Here is an 18,721-nt window from a genome sequence, read left to right as displayed (position 1 = left end):
CCTTAACTATTTTAAATATTCTTCTAAAATCCATTCGACTTGATTGAATTTACCTTCGTGCCAATTTAAGTTTTTATCCCAATAACCGGGACAATTATAATAAGGTTGGTGAGCAAAACCATAATTTATTTCTACGATTAAAGGCTTATTTTCTGAATCAAAAACAAAATCATAAGCTACTACGCTTGCATTTAACTTCTTTGAGGTTTCAAATGCTATTGTAACACATCGCTCGTCAATTAATTCTTTTTCAAACTTGATTACGCCACCGCCGGACGCTCTAAAATCATTGGGACGCGTCATTCTTTTGATAGCAAATGCTTTTTCTCCTATCGTAATTACTCGGATATCAGAATCATTGTTAGGAATAAACTCCTGAAAATACACATATCCCTTTTGATTACCTACTGTTTTTGCAAATCGAGTGGAAACAAATACTCTCCGAATACTTTTTAGTGCCTCTATTCTATTTAATTTTCCTTGTGTAAATCGTAAATACTGCTCTTTAAGATCGTTCCATTTATCATAAGCAGGAAATCCTTTTCCAAACGCCTTGTTAACTATATTGTGTGCTTGACTTTTTGAACGAATCAACTTTACGTTAGCAGAACCAGCACCGCCTCTTAACTTAAATACTTTAGGAAAAGAAGTTTTCTCTATCCACGCCATCGCATCTTTCTTTTCATAGAAAACAAAACTTTTAACCAATGGCGCATCTATAGCTTCTAACAAGTACTTTTGTCCTACTTTATCATCAAAATGCCAATTCGAGTTAAATTCAGGAAATACCTTTTTGCCTGTTTGTTCCAATGCAAATAATAAGCCTTTTGCAAACAATACATCTTTAGCATCGGAATGATGGTGGTGCCAAAACAGCACTTCGCAATCTTCTAGTTGGCTGATGATGTCTGTGTCATAACAATTGACGATTTTATATGGAATACTGTTTTTTTCGCAGTAGTTAATCCATTCTGGACTAAACCCCCAAGAGGATTTATGTATAGCTATTTTCATTTTCAATGATTTCCATGAGTTGTACAGTATTTAAAAATTCTACATCTGGATGTTTATTTAAAAGCCATTTTATATAATTTTTAAATAATTCTAAATTTACATCTCTGTTTCTCGTATCTATTCTACCTACAAAGTTTAATCTATGCACACTAATTACCAAAGGTTTATTGAACAGAAACGCAAATTTAGTTTGAGTCTTAAGCTGTTCCAAACTAGCTGCTCGATGATCAAATTCAAGAATAGTTGATGGCTCGAAAAAAGCATTTCTTACATTGTACATAAACCCGTTTTTTTTCTCACCTATGTTATGTTTTATAGTCCCTTGTAAATTAGAGAGGGTTTGGAATCTCCCCCCTTGTATATACTTCACATTACTGCTCTCTAGTTCATTCTCTATGAAAGAATCCCAAGTATAAACTGGAGCTATAAACGATAATGGTTTATAATTAAATGCTTTTTCAAAAATTTCAATTCCGTTTTTTATTGATTTATTTAGAAAAATTCGATTGGTTTTTAATTCTGTGTTTAAATCAAAAGCAATTTGATATAAATTGCCGATCGAAGGGTTGCCTTTCGGTGGTATTCCCATCAACCCATAGTCAAAAGCAGTGCAAACATTTTCTTCTCGTTCCTGCAGAGCGTGCATCCATTTTGGCACATTGAGATGCTCTCGCCCATGAAACTGTGGAAAAAAAACCTTATTTTTTATTCCTTCTTCCCAAAGAGCAAAATTAGTATCGTAGTTTTTTAAGGTCTCTATAAATTCTTCAACAAAAAATTCTTGAAAATCATTTTTTTTTATTTTTACGAAATCCGGATTTCCTGTTATAACGTTTGCAGTAATTACAGGATGATTATTATTACTATCCCTAAAGCTAGCTAATAGCTCAAAAAGTAATGATAGATCCTCATTAGTTGCTACGGAATCAAACCTTTCAAACGGCCTATTTGTCAAATCGAAACCGCTATCTTTTAAATTCTGATATACCTTATTATTAGGCATTCTTATACTTCCCCAATCATCCGATTCAAAAACCACTAATTTTCTTTTGGTACTAAAATCGCCAAAAGAATTTTTATAAAAGGCTACTGTTTTTAATATTGAATTTATCATAGTTCACTACCAGCTAAAAATTCAGCATCTGGCCATTTTTTTAAAATAGATTTCAGTAGTACGTCCAAAGATTTCAATCCTGTATCACGATTATTTGCATCGATTCCACCAACAAAGCTAGCTCTGTGATTTGATATTAAGGCTGGTTGTTTTGATTGAAATGCTTGTTCAATATCGTACATACATCGTGCTACGCCATTATCATTTGCAGACATATTAGCTTCAAAGACGGCGTTACGTACTAAAACTTTAAGCCCTGATTTTTTCTTTCTACCTAAATAGTTGAATTGAGCACGTTGTTTACCATTGACTAAGGGAATTTTAAAAAATCGCCCAACATCAAGCCAGTCAATTCCGTTTTCAACTAAATTGCTTTCTATACCTGGATTGTAAAACATTGCAGGTGGAGTGAAAATCTTAGAATTATAACCGTATAAATTTTTAAAAATCGTTAAACCACTTTTAACAATTTCCTTACTTGACAGAATATCTTCTTCATCCCAAATATCAAATGCGGCTCCAATACCTCTTCCTCTTTTTGGATCATTGAGATAATCCGCGCCCAAGAAGAAAAATTCATTTTCAAAAGCTTTACGCGCAAAAGAATTTTCATCTTTTAAATCTTTCATCCACCAATTGACCTGTAAATGTTCTCTACCGTGTGACTGAGGTATGAATATATTTTGTTCTATGCCTTGTTTAACCAACTCTAAAACTTTGTTTGAATCAGGATATCTTTGATAGGTTTTATCAATGCTTTCGAAGTGGTAATTTTGAAAATTTTCTTGCTGAATTCTTTTAAAATCTGGATTAGCAACGTTAGATACAGCGGTAATTATTGGATTATTTTCTTTGCAGTCCTTGTGTTTTAAAAGCACCTCATAAAGACCTTCCATATCAGCGTTGCTCTCTAGTGTATCAAATTGGTCAAAACGACTACTAATTCTCAACCCATTTGCCTCTAGTTGCTTTTGATGTTTTGAAGAACGCATCCGCACTGAACCCCAATCGTCTGATAGAAATATAATTAATTTTCTATTGGTTTTTAGAGCGGGTAGATTAGCTATTTTTTTAAAAAAATTCTTCATTAGAATAGTATAGATTGTAATGATACATTTTCTAAGATTCCAAAAGGCATCATAAAACTAGGTCCAAATAAGTAAACTGATGCATTGTCCGAAAATAATCTAAAAGTAAATATAACATATAGCACTACGATAGGAATTCCGATTCTATTAATAAGTTCTGTTTTCCTATAATCTGTTTCATAAGCATAATAAAGAAGTAGTGTCGAAAAAGCAAAAATATAAAAAACTACATAAAATCTGCTTCCACTGGGCAATAAGGAACTTATGTTGGCGAAAGACAAGAGCATGAGAGTAAAAGAAAAGAAATTTGCAATAATTTTATTTTTGAATTGCCCTTTTGTTTTTAAAAATACTACTAATAATGAAATTAAGACAAAATATTTCAAGCCATAATTAATAAAGTCAATGTACCATGCAGACTTGGTTGCTAATTCTGCAAGATTTTCTATGTATGATTCTCCAGTATATGCACCAACCTTGTTTTGAGAAGCTGTTCCAAAAAATGCAGCATACTGTCTCACTGACTCAATATTTAATTCTGCCACGAAGAACGTTGCTATAGCACCCAGACCGTAAATTTTAGGCCTATTTTTAAAAACTGAATAAATGACTGATAATATAACGACAGGCAGAAAACTAAAATGGATTAAGAAGGAACATGCAGCTAAGACTAAATACTTGTTTTTTGGATTTTGTAAATAACCAAGTAATCCAATTGCGAAAATCCAAGCAGCAGCCCACATTCTAAATCCTCCGATATTATTTATTGGATTGGCACAAACCAATAACGTAAAAAACAATAAAGTTGTTATAGATTTTTTATCTAGATAATAGAGATACATCCTATTAAGATAATACAACATTAAAACACCAAATATCAAGGCGTAAATGCCAAATAAAACACCGTGAAAATCTGAAAATCTAGAAATTAGAAACATTAAAAGCGGCTCGGCAAAATCTAAGGTTTCTTCGTAAAGATTCTCAAATGTATAGAATAAATTTTCGAGAGGTTCTTGAGCAATTATCTTCAGACCATCGGCACGTCTTTGTCCATCCATTGCAGGATTTAAAAAATATAGAATTCCATACAGAGCAAAGAAAGCCAGAATGATCTTTTTGTTTAAATTATTTTTAAAATTTGAACAAGCCATTGCAAAAGCTATAAAAGGCCAAATTAAAAAAACTAATAATAGGTATCCTGAATTTTCTTGATTCTCACCTATCGACTTATTATTATTAATACTAAACATCGCTCGAAAGTAAATTCAAAAAATTAGAGGCGACATTTTTTATATTGTAAACTTGTATATCATTTATTATAGTGGCATCTCTATAATCGCCTTTAAGAAATGATGTCACTCTTGATCTATTTGGATGTAAAGGATCAATACTTAAAATAGGTCTCTGGGAGAGCGCATAGTCTATTAATTTACTTGGCGTATTTAGATGTGTACCATTATCTAGATTGATCAAAAAATCCATCTCACTTAATTTATAAAGTAAATTTCTTCTGGGAATTGCATCATGTAAAACAATTTGTTCTTCGTATCCTATTGCAACAGCTTGGAGGACAGCTTTAGCGTTTGCTCCAAATACATGAAAAGTAAAAGGCTTTCCAATTTCTTTTAATACTTTTATTACTTCATGCAGACTTCTAATGCCTGTAGCCGAAACGCCACCAGCATAAGCAAAAGTTGGTGCCTTATGTGTAGGTTTGATAGCTGCTATATCAACCTCCTCAAAATTAAAACCTTGTGGAATCACTTGAAATTTATCATGATATTTATTTGAATAAGCATCGGCAGAAGTAGCCGTAGGCACACTTATAAAATCGGCCTTTTTCAAAAAACTATTTTCTAAAGCCCTAAAATAAAAAGGCGGAGCAATTGTTTCTAGTACATTGGTCATAAATGGGTCACCACAATCTGCTACCCAAATTTTAGCAATAGGATGTTTTGCTGTTCGAACTTTAGCTATCGCCCAATGGTTTTCGTGTGGTACAGCTATAGAAACCATTAAATCATACCCTTTTAAGGTCTTTAATATTTTGGGTAATTTATAATAAATTTCAATATTCGGATATTCAAACAATAAAAACAACAGTCGTCCGAACTTACGTTTCCAATCACCTATCCAACTTATTTTAGAGCGCTCAAAAGGTTTCCAAGTCAAAAGTCCAAAATACAAAAATTTAATACCCAGTGAATTATCAAATTCATTTTCGATTTTTTCTTGCATGTTTTTTGGTAATAGAACGTCTACCTGATGCCCTTGTCTTGCAAGTTCTTTGGCTAGCTCAGTAGTCCTAAAAGAACGGGGACTTTGCTCTGGGAAAAAAGTTCGTGCAACAATTAATATCTTTTTCTTATCCATAAATATTAATTATTTCTTTCACAATTCTCTCTGCAGCTTTTCCATCCCATAAATCAGGAATTCCACCTTTTTTCCACGTACCACTAAATATTTTATCTAATGCTGGCTTAATATTTTTAGGATTCGTTCCTACCAATTCATTGGTACCAATGGTAATAGTTTCTGGTCGTTCTGTATTATCGCGTAAGGTCAGACAAGGTACTCCCATCACGGTGGTTTCTTCTGTAATACCTCCTGAATCAGTAACAACTGCTTTGGCATATTGAACCAAATAATTAAATTCCAAATATCCTAAAGGTTCAACAATATGCAAATTGCTTGCACTTATATTTAAACTTTCTATGATTTTAGCTGTTCGTGGATGAATAGGGAAAACAACAGGTAGCCCATTTACATTAGAGAGTATCTCAGTCATCGTTTCTTTCAGCTTTTGTGTTTCATCGACGTTTGCCGGGCGGTGCATGGTTAACACAAAATATTCCTTTTCTTTTAATTTCAATTCCTCAAAAAATAGTGGTTTTTGAAACTGATCCTGATTGGCTAATAAGGTATCAATCATAACATTACCTACATAGAAAATAGATTCTTCTTTTGTGCCATATTCCAAGAGATTCGCATTTGCAGTTTTAGAAGTCGTAAAAAAATAATCAGTAATGCTGTCGGTCACCATTCTGTTAATTTCCTCAGGCATTGTAAGATCAAAGGATCGAATTCCTGCTTCTACATGTGCTACTTTGGTATTTAGCTTTTTTGCAACAATAGCACAGGCCATAGTAGAAGTGACATCACCAACTACCAAAACTAAATCTGCTGGATGTGCCAAAAGCTCTTTTTCAAAAGCTATTAAAATTGAAGCTGTTTGCTCAGCTTGAGTTCCACCACCACATTCCAGATTTACATTAGGATGCGGAATATTTAGTTCTCGAAAGAATGTATCACTCATTTTAGCATCGTAATGCTGTCCGGTATGGACCAAACGAAACTGTATGTTTTGTCCTTGCTTTTGTACTTTTTTGATGGCGTGGAGGATTGGCGCAATTTTCATAAAATTGGGACGTGCTCCTGCTATTAAGGTAATTTTCATTTTGTTTTATTTAAAATTCTAGACACCGCATATAATCCCGAGAGAAGATGATAATCAGCTCGATGTGTTGGTCTTGGAAGTACAGTTATTAGAAATGGATGCGTTTGTTTAGGAAATTGATTTATCGATCCAATAAGACCTTCAACCGTATCTGCTTTTAAAGCATAAATTTGATTTAGAGATTCCGCTTCGTACTGCTTTCCTAACCATTTAGCCATTCTTGCTTTTATATAATTAGGGATTCGAGAAGCTATTTTATTCTTAAATGATTGTTTGGTTTGTTTAACAATAATTTCGTCTTCAAAAGGTATTGCGGCAAGCTCAGGAATTAAAATTCCTTCTCTTTCAGATATTTTAAAAAATAATCTTTCTTTTCTTTGCTCTGCGTTAAGCTTCATAAAAAACTTTACTAAATCTATATCCCAAAAAGGCAATCTAAATTCAAAATCAAAAAACTCATATACCCGACAACTGTTCACAATAAACTTTGCTTGCCGCTCTTGCCAATTGATATACTCTTGAAATTGGGATGGCTCTAGTAAAATTTCGTCATATATTTCGTTTAATGACTCATATAAATGAGATTTAAGTATCAAACTATTTTCATATAGTTTGCTGTGCCTTTTAGCTGTTCTCAATATTGAATCAACTTTGTTAGCACAATTTTGGTCTAATGTTGAAAAATGTCCACCAGACAACATATCTAATGTATGCCCTGGAATAATGACATCATTTTTTGTAATAATAGTAAGTTGCTTCAATTCATAAATAGCCAAAAAATCCTGCAAATGAGGAGTGGATACCCCTTGAAAAGCAAAATCGATATAATGGTCAATTACACCATTTTTGTGTAGCTTATTCCATTTTTGTTCAGAATATTCTATAAAATGCCATTCATAGTTAAGTGCTTCTGCAATTTGTTTACTCAATTTAGCCTGAGTATTTCCAGGCTTGCCATAGCTAAAGCAAATGACATTTTTGATGCCTTTTTTATAAAGAAAATTTACAATTTGTCTCGAGTCGTGTCCGCCTGATAAAGGAACTATCCAATTATTCACTTGAGGAGTAGAAATTATCATTGCTTCAATGACCTTTTCCATTTGGGCGTTAAACGATGCTACAAAAACTTCTTTATCAACTGCTTTGGTATTTTTTTCGGGAATGAATTTAAAATATCTTGAAGATTTAATGACTAAATCTATTTTTGATATAAAAACTATTTCTGCAGCTTGAATACCAAAAACATCTTTATAAATGGTACTGCTTCCAAATGAATAGCCCGATGTAATGAAGGCGCTTAATTTATTTTCATCAATTAAACAACCTTTAAAATTTGTAATAGAATCTGAAATTTCTATTGCACTTCCATTTATTTTATAAAATAACGGAAATGTTCTGATAATATCTGAAAGAGCAATTATGCTACTTTCCTTTACAATTAAAAACGTAAATGAGCCTTTAATTTTTTCTGAGAATTCTAGTACAGACTCATGAGTAAGAATGCATAAATCTCGTAAAAAAAATTGTGAATTTTTAGAGATAAAATCAATTACTTGACCATCATAGAAAGGAATTCCTCTATAATAGATTTCGGTTTTCTCGTCAATTTTGATGGACTTAAAAGATAGTAGATTTAAATTTAGTTCGTTCATTAATTAAAAATGTGATTTACAAGTAAGCATTTTAAAAATTTGATAGGAATTTTAAATTGAAATAGTTTTGAACATCCTTCGTACACAGTCACGACTATCTTATATAATCGTAAGATTTTTTAAATTCTTTTTTAAATAATACCTGTAGCATTATAATTTAAACTGTTAGGATACAAAGATGATCTTTTATAATGTATTAATTTTAGCCTTTATATAATCAATGCTATATTTTAAAGAAAGTTGCAAAATTAAAAATGTCAAGCCTCTTTTCATAGATTTATAAAAATATACATAATTTTTAGATATAAGATTTAGATCTGCATCCTCTCCAATACTATGAAGTGGGAAATTTTGCCTTAAAACTTTGTACCGTCCATAGCTCGGATTTTTTATAAAAAAATAAGTTGCGTGTATAAAATATTTTATAATTACCTGATCTATGATAATTCTATTAGCCGAATGATTAAAATTACCTTTGAATTTAACAAAATCTCTGGTAGCTAAAATATACCCGTCAAAAACTTTGTTTGAATTTTTTAGGTTGCTGCTTGTTGCTGAGCCTTCTCTTTTAGTTCGTACATAATAATCTAAAGTAGTTGAATCTGCTCTCGAAGAAAAAAAATAAGCCTTAGCTAAAAACTCACCATCTTCCAAGTAGGACAACGACGTATTATACAAAATCTTATTTTCTTGTAATAGCTGCCGAGAATACAAATGGGTGCATGAACTATCTATAGTGTCATTTCTGCCTTTCAAATATGCATTTACTGCATTCTTATTTTGTAATATAGAATTACAATTTAACTGTAAGACACTAGTTAAATCAGAATATTTTGCATTACAGATATCTAAATTCTCCGTAGAACAATAGTGTAAAAAAACTGCTAGTGCATTCGTCACTATCTGATCATCTCCATCAATAAAAGCGACATATTTACCTCTTGCAATGGCTAAACCATTATTCCGGGCGGCGGAAACACCTTGGTTTTCTTGATCTAATAAAATAATATTTTGTATATCTTTTTGTAATCTACGCACAATCTCAGCGCTATTATCTGGAGAACCATCAATAACACAAATAATTTCATAGTCCTCAAATGCAATACCTTGAGTAGCTAAACTCTTAATGCACGCTTCTAAATATGGCGCTACGTTGTAGATGGGGATAATTACACTTAGTTTCATATTATTAAAAATTAAAGTCAATATTTTTCAATCGAAAAATTTTCTTTAAGATAAGGCTTACATGAATAAAAGGATTCAAATAAAGAGTGGCTAACTTATATAAAAACGATGAAAATGAATTTGCATTTACATTTTTAAATTTGAAGGCTAAATAATCTGCATACTGCTCGCGATATAATTTTAATTGAGAGTAATGGGGATAGACAAGATCTTTTCTTAATTGTAGAAAATGTAGCCTTTTACCAGTAACAGATTTTTTACTATTTGCTTTAAGGCTATGATAAATCGAAGCCGAATGAATCCTATATAAAACTGTAACAGTTTCGAAAAAATGCAATTTTACATTATTCTTTGTTGCTTTTAACCAGAATGGATAATCTTCTATATAGGTATATTTTTCGTCGTAAAAACTTAGAGATTCAATTTGTTTTTTTTGAATAAATGCCGATGGAGTGTAAGAAATCACATCACCAATTAATAATAATTTATACTGTTGCTCTGCTTCTAAAGAATGAAAATAGCTGCCGTTTTTAGGCCTAATTTCACCATTATTAACATTATCTGAAAAAGTTTTTACTTGAGAAAAAACGATGGTTGCTTTACTATTTTCATTTATGTAGTGTACATTATCACTAATGCAGCTATCAAGTAAAATATCATCGCCTGCAATCAGCTTGAGCCATTCTCCTTTCATAGCTCTGATTCCTCTGTTACAATTGGCCGGTATTCCAGTATTATTCTGCACAGTAATTAATTCAGTGTTAATAAACCTGCTTTTGTTAATCGCCAACCAATTTTTACAAACTTCCACTGTATCATCAGTAGAACAATCATCTGTAATGATTAGCTCAATATTTTGATAGGTTTGCTCTTTTGTACTTTCTAAAGTTTCTAGTACGTATTTAGAAGAATTATAAGTAATAACTATAATGGAAACTAATGGGGTATGCTCTATTTTTAACATTTTATTTGTCTGGTTGTTGACCATTATTTTGAAATTCTTGATACAGAGAATAATCTTTTAATTTTATTATAAAAATACTTCGGCAGATGCAATTGATCATATTGTAAAGTAAGTTTTAGTATTTGGCCTATCTGTGGTATTGCTACCTTATAATTTTTTCGCTCGAGCTCTGCTTCTATCAATCTCAATAAGAACATAATTTCTCGTTTGGCGTAAAATTGTCGGCGTTCCTTCACGTGAAGTTTCCTAAATTTATTGTAAATATTGTGATGTTGCAAATCTTTAGTGTAATCATCAAGAGATGTCCAAATACCCGATCCAGTAATTCTGTAGACAGATACTACGTCATTTAATACTACAAAAGGTCCTTCGTTTATCAATAAGAAACGCAAAGATGTATCACCTAAAAGTAGACTTTCGTACTTATCCATTACAAATATTAAAGCTGTCTTACGAATTAGATAGGTAGAAGTATGAAAATAGGTATGAAGATTTTCAAAGTAAATTAGCGGAAAATTATCTCCCTCATACTTTTCATCAATTTTCTCGACACATAGATCATTGTTATATTGCATATTAAGCGCAACACACAGGCTGGCATTATCATATTTTTCCATTAAATCCACCTGCTTTTGTAACTTTAATGGATCGGTCCAAAAGTCATCACCTTCGCATAGTGCAATATACTTAGCAATATTTCTTGCAGCGAAAAATGGCTTTAAAGCCTCTCTAAATTTAGGGGTACCAAAGCTGTTGATGGGCTGAAAAAAGGTTATAAAAAGATTTGGAAACTTTTCTTCATAAGATAAAATTATACTTGCCGTTTTATCAGTGGAGCAGTCTTCAAATATTACAATCTTAACAGGAAAAGTTGTCAATTGCATTAATATCCCTTCTAAGCACCTCCCTATATATGGCTCATGGTTATATGAAAGTGTTGCAACAGAAACAAGTGGAACCGTACCTAGAGGCCAAACTTGTTCAGAAATAGGGGTGGCGTGTGGTAATGGGGTGTACATTTAATAAAAAAATTTAGATTCTGTGTAATTTCTGTTAATAAAAATTAATAGCTTCTTCAGTTATTTAATTACTATTAGCAATTTCCTTAAGTAGCTTAAATATTTACAAATGTAAGTGGATCAAATTATTGTTTAACTTAGATCTGCACATAGTTAAAAAGCTCTTATTTTACTTTGAAATGGTTTAGCGGGATTTCCCATTACTTTCATTCCTGAAGCAATACTTTTGATAACATTTGACCCCATTGCCACAAAACAATCATCACCAATTGTTATAAAATTATTTGTAGAGGCATTTATACCAATAAAATTTCTATCACCCATTGTTAAATTTGCAACAATTGCGTGAGCTGCGATAAAATTGTAATCTCCTATTATTGCGTCATGTCCTATTAATGCGTTTGTTTGAATGGTACAATATTTTCCCACTTTTGCATTTGAGTTAATTACAGTATTAGACATGATTACTGTTCCAGATGCTATTGTTGCACTTCTAGCAATAGTGCAAGTAGGATGAATAAATGTGCAGTATCTATCTTCAGGTATTTCGTAACTCTTTTTTAAAGCAATCCTGTCGGGCAAAATATCTTGTCTATACATTTGAAATATAAATTTTACGTCTTCATATTTCTCATATTTCTCATAAATTTGTCTGGTTTTAGCTAAGATTGGAAAACCATTTATTTCATTTCCAAAAGATTCATCATCAAATGCAAATCCTAGAAACTCTATATCTGCATTATGTTTCACCTGAGCATCGTAAATTTGCTCTGCAACAACTACAGCTGTTCCTTTTCCTCCGATAATTATTACTTTTTGCATCATTTTGTTTTAATTATTGATCTCTTTTTTACGCCTTTCTATTAATTCTACTCGAGCAATAATATCATTTGACTTAGTTATCAAAGGCGGCCCAACAAATTTACCTTCAATGATAGCTACTCCTTTATTGATTCTTTTTGCCTCCTCATATAATCTCAAAAATTCGACAGAATCGTGGTACTCTTTATCAGTGGGGCTAAATATTTTATTTACAACTTCATTTTGTTTCGGATGTAAAACCCACATTCCACCGTAACCCAATATTTTTCCCATCTCAAGATGCCTTTCTAAACCATCTAAGTCATGAACGTGAATATATGCAGCATCAATAGCTTCTAATTTATGTGCTCTTGCAACTATTGGCACGAGTTGTCTAGGAAATGAAATACTCTGATTGGTCTCAAAGTCTCTGATGCCTTTTATGTCTGATACATAATCCTCTGAACCAAAACCTAAGGCAATAATTCTCTTAGAAGAAACCGCAATTTCATTAATATTTACAATTGATAATGCGCTTTCTAAAATGGGGATAATTGAGAATGTATTAAGTTGTAAATGCCTCTCTTTTTCGATAGAGGTTAATAAACTATCTAAGAATTGAACATCTTCTTTCGTATTTGTTTTAGACAATAAAAAACCGTCTATGTTACCCTCAGTCAATTGCAAAACATCCTGTAAAAAAAATTCGGTTTCAATTTCATTAAGTCTTACAAACTTTTGAAAGCAATCAAATTTTTTATTTTTAGAACTGTTTACAATAATATTTCTAGCAAGGAGTTTATTAGCGTTGGGTTGAACACTGTCCTCTAGGTCGAAAATCAGTGCATCAGCTTTCGAATTTGCCGCAGACTCAATTAACTTTTCATTATGTCCAGGTACGAACATCATACTCCGTAATAATTGCAAATTATTCTTCATGACTCATTTTTTTTATTAATATTTTTCTTCTAAATCGAATTATATCTTCATTATGTTGATTATAACCTGTGGTTTCAACGTATACAATTCCTCTATCATTTTTTGATTTTGATTCTGTTTTATCTAATATTTCGGTTCTACTATATATAGTATCATTAATAAATGTAGGTTTCAAATGATCAATACTTTCATAAGCTAAATTAGCGATAGCCTTGCCACTGATATCTAATACTGTTAAGTGTACAGCTAGACAGAATACCAATGTTCCTGGCACTAAAACCTGTCCATGCTGATTATTTTTACAATAATCTATATTTGTATGAACAGGATGATGATTCATAGTTAACATTGAAAATAAATTATTGTCCGATTCAAATATTGTCTTTGATTGACAATGCTTAATTACTTCCCCGACAGTAAACTCTTCGAAATAGTTACCCATTTTGTTTGCTTCCATAATCTTTTAAATTTTATTAAATTTCCTAAGTTTATCCATTAAAGATTTGACTCTAATTATGTGTGGTTTTTCGTAAACTCTACCATTGATTGTATATACTTCTATTGAATCTTCTGAAATTGTCTTAATCTGATTGTATACAATCTTTAATTCTTGCAATTCAAGATCAGACATGAACTCGACATTTTTTAGTTCTTCGAGTTGCTTAGGATGTATTAAAAATTTTCCATGATATCCTAAATCAAATGCGTTGATACACTCATTTTTAAATTGTGAAAAATCAAGTAAATCTAAATCGACTCCATCAATATATTTTACATTAAATGCCTTTGCGCTTATACTTAATTCACTTTTAAAGTTCTTTAAATTTTCAAAAGTATTTTTAATTCCTGTTATGGAACAAAAATCATGACTTCCAAATGCAATCCCGTGAATCTCTTTTGAATAACATTTTAAAATATCTCTTATGTTAACATAACATAGTGGATTTTCGACTAATACAATCATATTTAATTCAATAGCAGGACAAAAACTTTTAATTATTGCGACTTCAGAACACTCGCTGATTTTAGGAACAGCAACCCGACCTTCAAAATGTCTAATTAAACTTTTAATTTGATCCTCAGAATAACATTTTTCAAAAAAAGGTATTCGAACAAAGTGATTATTTCTAGGTATTATGTTTAGTACAAATTCTAATGCTATTTCTCTATTATTAAAGGATACAGCATCTTCTAAATCGATTATAATATAATCAGCGTCAATTGTATCGATTTTCTGTAAATACTTAGACTTATCTCCTGGAATAAAAAAATACGAATCTAACATATATTTATGTTTTTATTGTTTTATTAATAAGAATTATGTAGAGACTTTTAAAATATTTTTTATTAAATATTTTATTGTTGTTATTGAATATCTTTGATCAATTGATAACTCGATGATTTGATCAACTATCATGAATTCCTGATCTCCTTGTCTGCACCATTATTCTAAATTTGGCCAGAGAATCGCCTTATAGATTTTTTTTAAACAACTATAATTTCAGATGTATTATAGTGTAAAATGGAAGAAACATTGAAATTAAACTCGAGTTTATATAAATTTTTAATTTATTTTTTTTAAATAAAACAGAATCGGAAAGTAAAAATCTCTTGTCTCTTTTTAGTAATGGTTACAAACTTTATTGAGCAAAAAGTATTGAGATAAATACGAACATTTTTTAATACTTAGATCATTTAATAGTTGGTCATTAGATAGAAAATTCGAACACCCACCCTCTGTTGAAACATCTAGTCTCTTTAATAAATCTGTAAATCTTGTAAACGATAAATCAGTTTCAAACGCCGCACTTCATAATTATTATTTATATAAATACCTACAAGCAGGCACTTCAAAAAACTTTCGGGTTGATTAAAATGTATCTACTCGCGCAATTGTGGTCGCATAGAACGCTTGCGCATTATCTACAATCAGGTTTTTACATTTTCTATGCACTTCACTTACCTACATGTTGCAGATTCCAAAATAATTGGTGTAAACAAAAACATCTGTCTGTCTCAAACTCAAAATCAAAAATTGGTCTAAAATTTTCACATATTGAATAATACTCTACTTCAAGCTCCAGTCGATTGATCGGTTCAAGCAACACCTCACAAGTATAAAAAGGCAAAAGTATCTTTTTATATCGTTTGTTTTTTTAATTATATTCAAGTGCATTGCGTCCAGTGTTGAGATGAATTGCTGCAGGATGATATTCTTTACCTTAGAAGACTCTAATCCAAAATAACCGACAATCGCTTTATTTTCTATCACACCAATTCATATTTAGCTAACATTATATTCACTTCATCAATAGAATTGAACATTAATAGGTCAATTATTGATAGCCAAGGTATAAACTCATTGTTAAATTGTTTATACTCTATCGGATGCGTTTTGATAAAGCTTAGATCTATTCCCTTATTTTTAAAACTTTCCTTATTATACAATTCTTGTCCCCCAAGAGCATTAATATAATGTGAAGCTTTTTCCTCTACACAAATATCAACCAATCTATCTTCCCGTTCTAAAGTCTTGTTATCATATCGCTCTGAAGACGTAATAAACTTTACATCTAATTGAAGGTATTTGGAAATAATAGTGATGCTCTCAATTGCTAGTTCACTTATTGTATTAAACTTTTTATTCAATACACTATTTATCAGTCTTTCTACTTCACAATAGTATGGTGCTTTCTTGTAATTAAACAATAACGTTTGAACAAACTTTTCTTTCCAATTTCCAAACATATCTAAATTAATAAATGTTTCATTAATTAAATTATTTTGTGAAACTTTATTTAAAGGCACTGTGAAAATTAAATCTTTTCCATTAACTAAAATTCTATTCCTATTTACCCAGCCTTTTTTTATAAAGTTAACATCATCGTAAAAGACAAAAATATCCACTGATTTAATCAATTGAAAATATCCTATATACGGAAATAGATAAGGCTGCATTACCGCTATTTTCATTGTACGAAATTAATAATTTCAACAATTCGCTCTAAATCATTTTTCTCCAAAGATAAATATAAAGGCAAGCACAAAATTCTACTTGCTATACTTTCAGAAATTGCCATTTCTTGAGATTCGACATAATTCACCCTATTTAAAGAGGGATAAAAGTAACGTCGTGGAAATATCTGCGCTTCATTCAGCGCTTTCTGGATTTTCAATAATGCTGCTTCACTTTCAAACATTACGGGATAATAACTATAGTTCCAATCGGTACCGTCACGCAGCTTCATTTTTGCCAATGTGGTAAAATCAAGATTGGTATTATAAAAATCTACTACATCTTTTCTGCCCGCTAATATTTCATCCATATACGGAAAAACAGCCAATCCCATTGCTGCGTGTAATTCAGATATTTTGCCATTAATGCCTAGTCCGAAAAAATCTACTGGGCCGTTATGTCCAAAATTATGGCTATAATAAATTTTACGGTATAGCTCTGGGTCTTTACAAAATACCGCACCACCCTCGCCTGTATGAAATAACTTTGTTGCGTGAAAACTGCAAGTACTTACGTCACCATATTCAAAAACACTTTTGCCCTTATATTGTACCGCAAAACTATGGGCAGCGTCATAAATTACTTTGAGGTTGTGTTTCTTAGCGATGCGCTCGATTTCTTCTATATTGCAGGGGTTGCCAAAAACATGAGTTGCTAAGATGCAGGTAGTTTTATCGGTAATTGCTGCTTCAATTTTTGTTTCATCAATAGTTAAAAACTCTGGATGAATATCTACAAATATTGGTGTACAGTTTTCCCATACAATTGCTGCAGTAGTTGCTACATAACTAAATGGCGTTGTAATAATTTCCCCTCCGCCACCTAACAGTTTCAAAGCTATTTGTAGTGGAATAGTACCATTGTTGGTAATAAACATTTTCGCTACATCCAGTTTTAGATAATCCGTTAGTTTCTCTTCCAATTCTCTCACGAGCTCTCCTCTATTGGTGAGCCATTCATTAGTATAGGCGCGTTGTACTTGAAAAGTATATTCGGCTATAGGAGGAAAAAAAGTTTTAGTTACGTTGATCATTTTCGTTTAATTATATCTATTAATTCCTCTAAGGAATTCATTTTGAGTAAATATGCACTAATTAGAAAGGTCATTACACCAACTACAGACCCTGTGGATAATCGAGTAAAATCGTTGTACAATTGTTGCACCATAAAATTGTCTAAAAAGTAAACTACTGCTCCTGCTAATGCCGCTAATGCAATTATGGGTAGCAAATCTTTGGTTTGCTGCCAAGCTGAATAGTTTAAAAATTTGCCGCTGTAGTGAGTATTTATAAAAAAAGATGCTAGAGACGAAAAAATACTTCCGTATAGCAATCCAAAGATTCCAAATTGGAAGGAAATTGTAATCACTACAACAGCTAAAATCTTTTTTATTATTTCTAAACGTAAAAATAAATCACTGCGCCCTTTCACATTTAATATTTGCAAATTGTAGATGTGTATCGGTGTCATGATCGCTCCAAAGGCGAGAATTTGGAAATACGGTACAGCAGGTAACCATTTCTCCGTATAGAGAAATCGAAAAAGAGGCTCCGCCAAAACTGCCATTAAGATTAATATTGGTGCAACTAAAAAAATGACCATTTGCATTATACGTTTATATACACTCTTCAGGCGTACGTCATCATCTTGTATTGCTGCAAAAAGCGGATATGAAACTTTTGTTACAATAGAACTTATAGAAGTTACGGGCAGCATTCTTAATGTGCTAGCACGATTGTAAAAACCAACTTGTGCTGGCGCAAAAAACTTTCCAATTATTAGTGTGTAAGCATTAGAAAATATAGTATCAAGTATACTTGACAGCATTATTTTGACACCAAAGTTAAAATGATGTTTAAATTTCGTAACATCAAAAGCCCATTGTGGTTTCCATTTAGAATAATACCAAAGCTGCATAGAACCTGCTAGTGACTGAACTACAGCGCTTGCAACCAAACTCCAAACTCCAAATCCATTAAAGGCCATCATAACACCAACTATACCTCCAAGCAATAAGGAAGGTATACTAATTTTAGCTTGAGTCTTAAAATCTAACATTTTCGTTAATCGAGTACTTTGTACTGCTGAAAACGCATTAATTATAAAGGTAATACAGTAAACTCGCAATATATTTATTAATGATTCTTGATCGTAGAAAGCGGCTATAAAGGGAGCCCCAAAATAAAATACCAAATAAATGATAATACTTCCCACTAAATTAAAGTGAAAAACAGTTGAATAATCTAAATCATCTACTTTTGGAGTTCTAATGAGTGAACTCGTTAACCCACTTGATATTAATGTACTTCCAATACCAATAAATACCCCTAGCATGGCAATCAGACCAAATTCTGATGGCAGTAGCAATCTTGCTAAAATTAATGATATTCCAAAATTAATTAGCAAATTACCAAAGAGTTGGATAATTGACCAAAAAACGCCAGATAAAGCTTGCTTCTTTAAAGACATTTA

Annotated in this window: 17 protein-coding genes; all 17 read right to left on the bottom strand. The window is 31.6% G+C overall.

Annotated elements, in window-relative coordinates; genetic code table 11:
* Nucleotides 1–6 precede the first annotated feature (6 nt).
* Nucleotides 7–1,014, bottom strand: coding sequence for an ATP-grasp domain-containing protein (locus RCH18_RS10625; protein WP_326936736.1), 1,008 nt, complete (start codon nucleotides 1,012–1,014; stop codon nucleotides 7–9).
* Nucleotides 995–2,128 carry a hypothetical protein gene (locus tag RCH18_RS10620; protein WP_326936735.1) on the bottom strand — a complete coding sequence of 378 codons (1,134 nt, stop codon included), beginning with the start codon at nucleotides 2,126–2,128 and terminating at the stop codon, nucleotides 995–997. Before RCH18_RS10620 ends, RCH18_RS10625 begins: the two co-directional genes overlap by 20 nt.
* Nucleotides 2,125–3,216 carry a hypothetical protein gene (locus RCH18_RS10615; RefSeq protein WP_326936734.1) on the bottom strand — a complete coding sequence of 364 codons (1,092 nt, stop codon included), beginning with the start codon at nucleotides 3,214–3,216 and terminating at the stop codon, nucleotides 2,125–2,127. The genes RCH18_RS10620 and RCH18_RS10615 overlap by 4 nt, the downstream gene beginning before the upstream one ends.
* On the bottom strand, nucleotides 3,216–4,466 hold the full coding sequence (locus RCH18_RS10610) for an EpsG family protein (RefSeq protein WP_326936733.1): 1,251 nt from the start codon (nucleotides 4,464–4,466) through the stop codon (nucleotides 3,216–3,218). Before RCH18_RS10610 ends, RCH18_RS10615 begins: the two co-directional genes overlap by 1 nt.
* Entirely contained in the window at nucleotides 4,459–5,589 is a 1,131-nt protein-coding gene (locus RCH18_RS10605) for a glycosyltransferase (protein WP_326936732.1), read from the bottom strand. The genes RCH18_RS10610 and RCH18_RS10605 overlap by 8 nt, the downstream gene beginning before the upstream one ends.
* Nucleotides 5,582–6,673, bottom strand: coding sequence for a non-hydrolyzing UDP-N-acetylglucosamine 2-epimerase (gene wecB / locus RCH18_RS10600; protein ID WP_326936731.1), 1,092 nt, complete (start codon nucleotides 6,671–6,673; stop codon nucleotides 5,582–5,584). The genes RCH18_RS10605 and wecB overlap by 8 nt, the downstream gene beginning before the upstream one ends.
* On the bottom strand, nucleotides 6,670–8,325 hold the full coding sequence (locus RCH18_RS10595; RefSeq protein ID WP_326936730.1) for an asparagine synthase C-terminal domain-containing protein: 1,656 nt from the start codon (nucleotides 8,323–8,325) through the stop codon (nucleotides 6,670–6,672). The genes wecB and RCH18_RS10595 overlap by 4 nt, the downstream gene beginning before the upstream one ends.
* A gap of 186 nt (nucleotides 8,326–8,511) precedes the next feature.
* Nucleotides 8,512–9,510, bottom strand: a complete 999-nt coding sequence (locus RCH18_RS10590; RefSeq protein ID WP_326936729.1) for a glycosyltransferase family 2 protein — start codon at nucleotides 9,508–9,510, stop codon at nucleotides 8,512–8,514.
* Nucleotides 9,511–9,514: 4 nt separating this feature from the next.
* Nucleotides 9,515–10,474, bottom strand: a complete 960-nt coding sequence (locus RCH18_RS10585; protein ID WP_326936728.1) for a glycosyltransferase — start codon at nucleotides 10,472–10,474, stop codon at nucleotides 9,515–9,517.
* Nucleotides 10,475–10,497: 23 nt separating this feature from the next.
* Nucleotides 10,498–11,493, bottom strand: a complete 996-nt coding sequence (locus RCH18_RS10580) for a glycosyltransferase family 2 protein (protein ID WP_326936727.1) — start codon at nucleotides 11,491–11,493, stop codon at nucleotides 10,498–10,500.
* Nucleotides 11,494–11,646: 153 nt separating this feature from the next.
* Complete coding sequence (locus RCH18_RS10575; protein WP_326936726.1) at nucleotides 11,647–12,318, bottom strand: acetyltransferase; 672 nt, start codon at nucleotides 12,316–12,318, stop codon at nucleotides 11,647–11,649.
* 6 nt (nucleotides 12,319–12,324) lie between these two features.
* Nucleotides 12,325–13,233: an HpcH/HpaI aldolase/citrate lyase family protein gene (locus tag RCH18_RS10570; protein WP_326936725.1), complete on the bottom strand. Its 909-nt coding sequence runs from the start codon at nucleotides 13,231–13,233 to the stop codon at nucleotides 12,325–12,327.
* Nucleotides 13,223–13,690: a MaoC family dehydratase gene (locus tag RCH18_RS10565; RefSeq protein WP_326936724.1), complete on the bottom strand. Its 468-nt coding sequence runs from the start codon at nucleotides 13,688–13,690 to the stop codon at nucleotides 13,223–13,225. Before RCH18_RS10565 ends, RCH18_RS10570 begins: the two co-directional genes overlap by 11 nt.
* A 6-nt stretch (nucleotides 13,691–13,696) precedes the next feature.
* Nucleotides 13,697–14,518, bottom strand: a complete 822-nt coding sequence (locus tag RCH18_RS10560) for an aldolase/citrate lyase family protein (RefSeq protein WP_326936723.1) — start codon at nucleotides 14,516–14,518, stop codon at nucleotides 13,697–13,699.
* A gap of 983 nt (nucleotides 14,519–15,501) precedes the next feature.
* A complete protein-coding gene (locus tag RCH18_RS10555; protein ID WP_326936722.1) occupies nucleotides 15,502–16,206 on the bottom strand; it encodes a WbqC family protein in 705 nt (234 codons plus the stop codon).
* The gene (locus RCH18_RS10550; RefSeq protein WP_326936721.1) at nucleotides 16,203–17,282 is read right to left on the bottom strand and encodes a DegT/DnrJ/EryC1/StrS family aminotransferase; all 1,080 of its coding nucleotides are present in this window, start codon (nucleotides 17,280–17,282) and stop codon (nucleotides 16,203–16,205) included. Before RCH18_RS10550 ends, RCH18_RS10555 begins: the two co-directional genes overlap by 4 nt.
* Nucleotides 17,279–18,718 carry a lipopolysaccharide biosynthesis protein gene (locus RCH18_RS10545; protein ID WP_326936720.1) on the bottom strand — a complete coding sequence of 480 codons (1,440 nt, stop codon included), beginning with the start codon at nucleotides 18,716–18,718 and terminating at the stop codon, nucleotides 17,279–17,281. Before RCH18_RS10545 ends, RCH18_RS10550 begins: the two co-directional genes overlap by 4 nt.
* Nucleotides 18,719–18,721 lie beyond the last annotated feature (3 nt).

Source organism: Flavobacterium sp. PL11 (assembly GCF_035985025.1).
Lineage (GTDB): Bacteria > Bacteroidota > Bacteroidia > Flavobacteriales > Flavobacteriaceae > Flavobacterium.
Note: the sequence above shows the minus strand (reverse complement) of the source record. Positions and strands in the feature narration are given on the sequence as shown.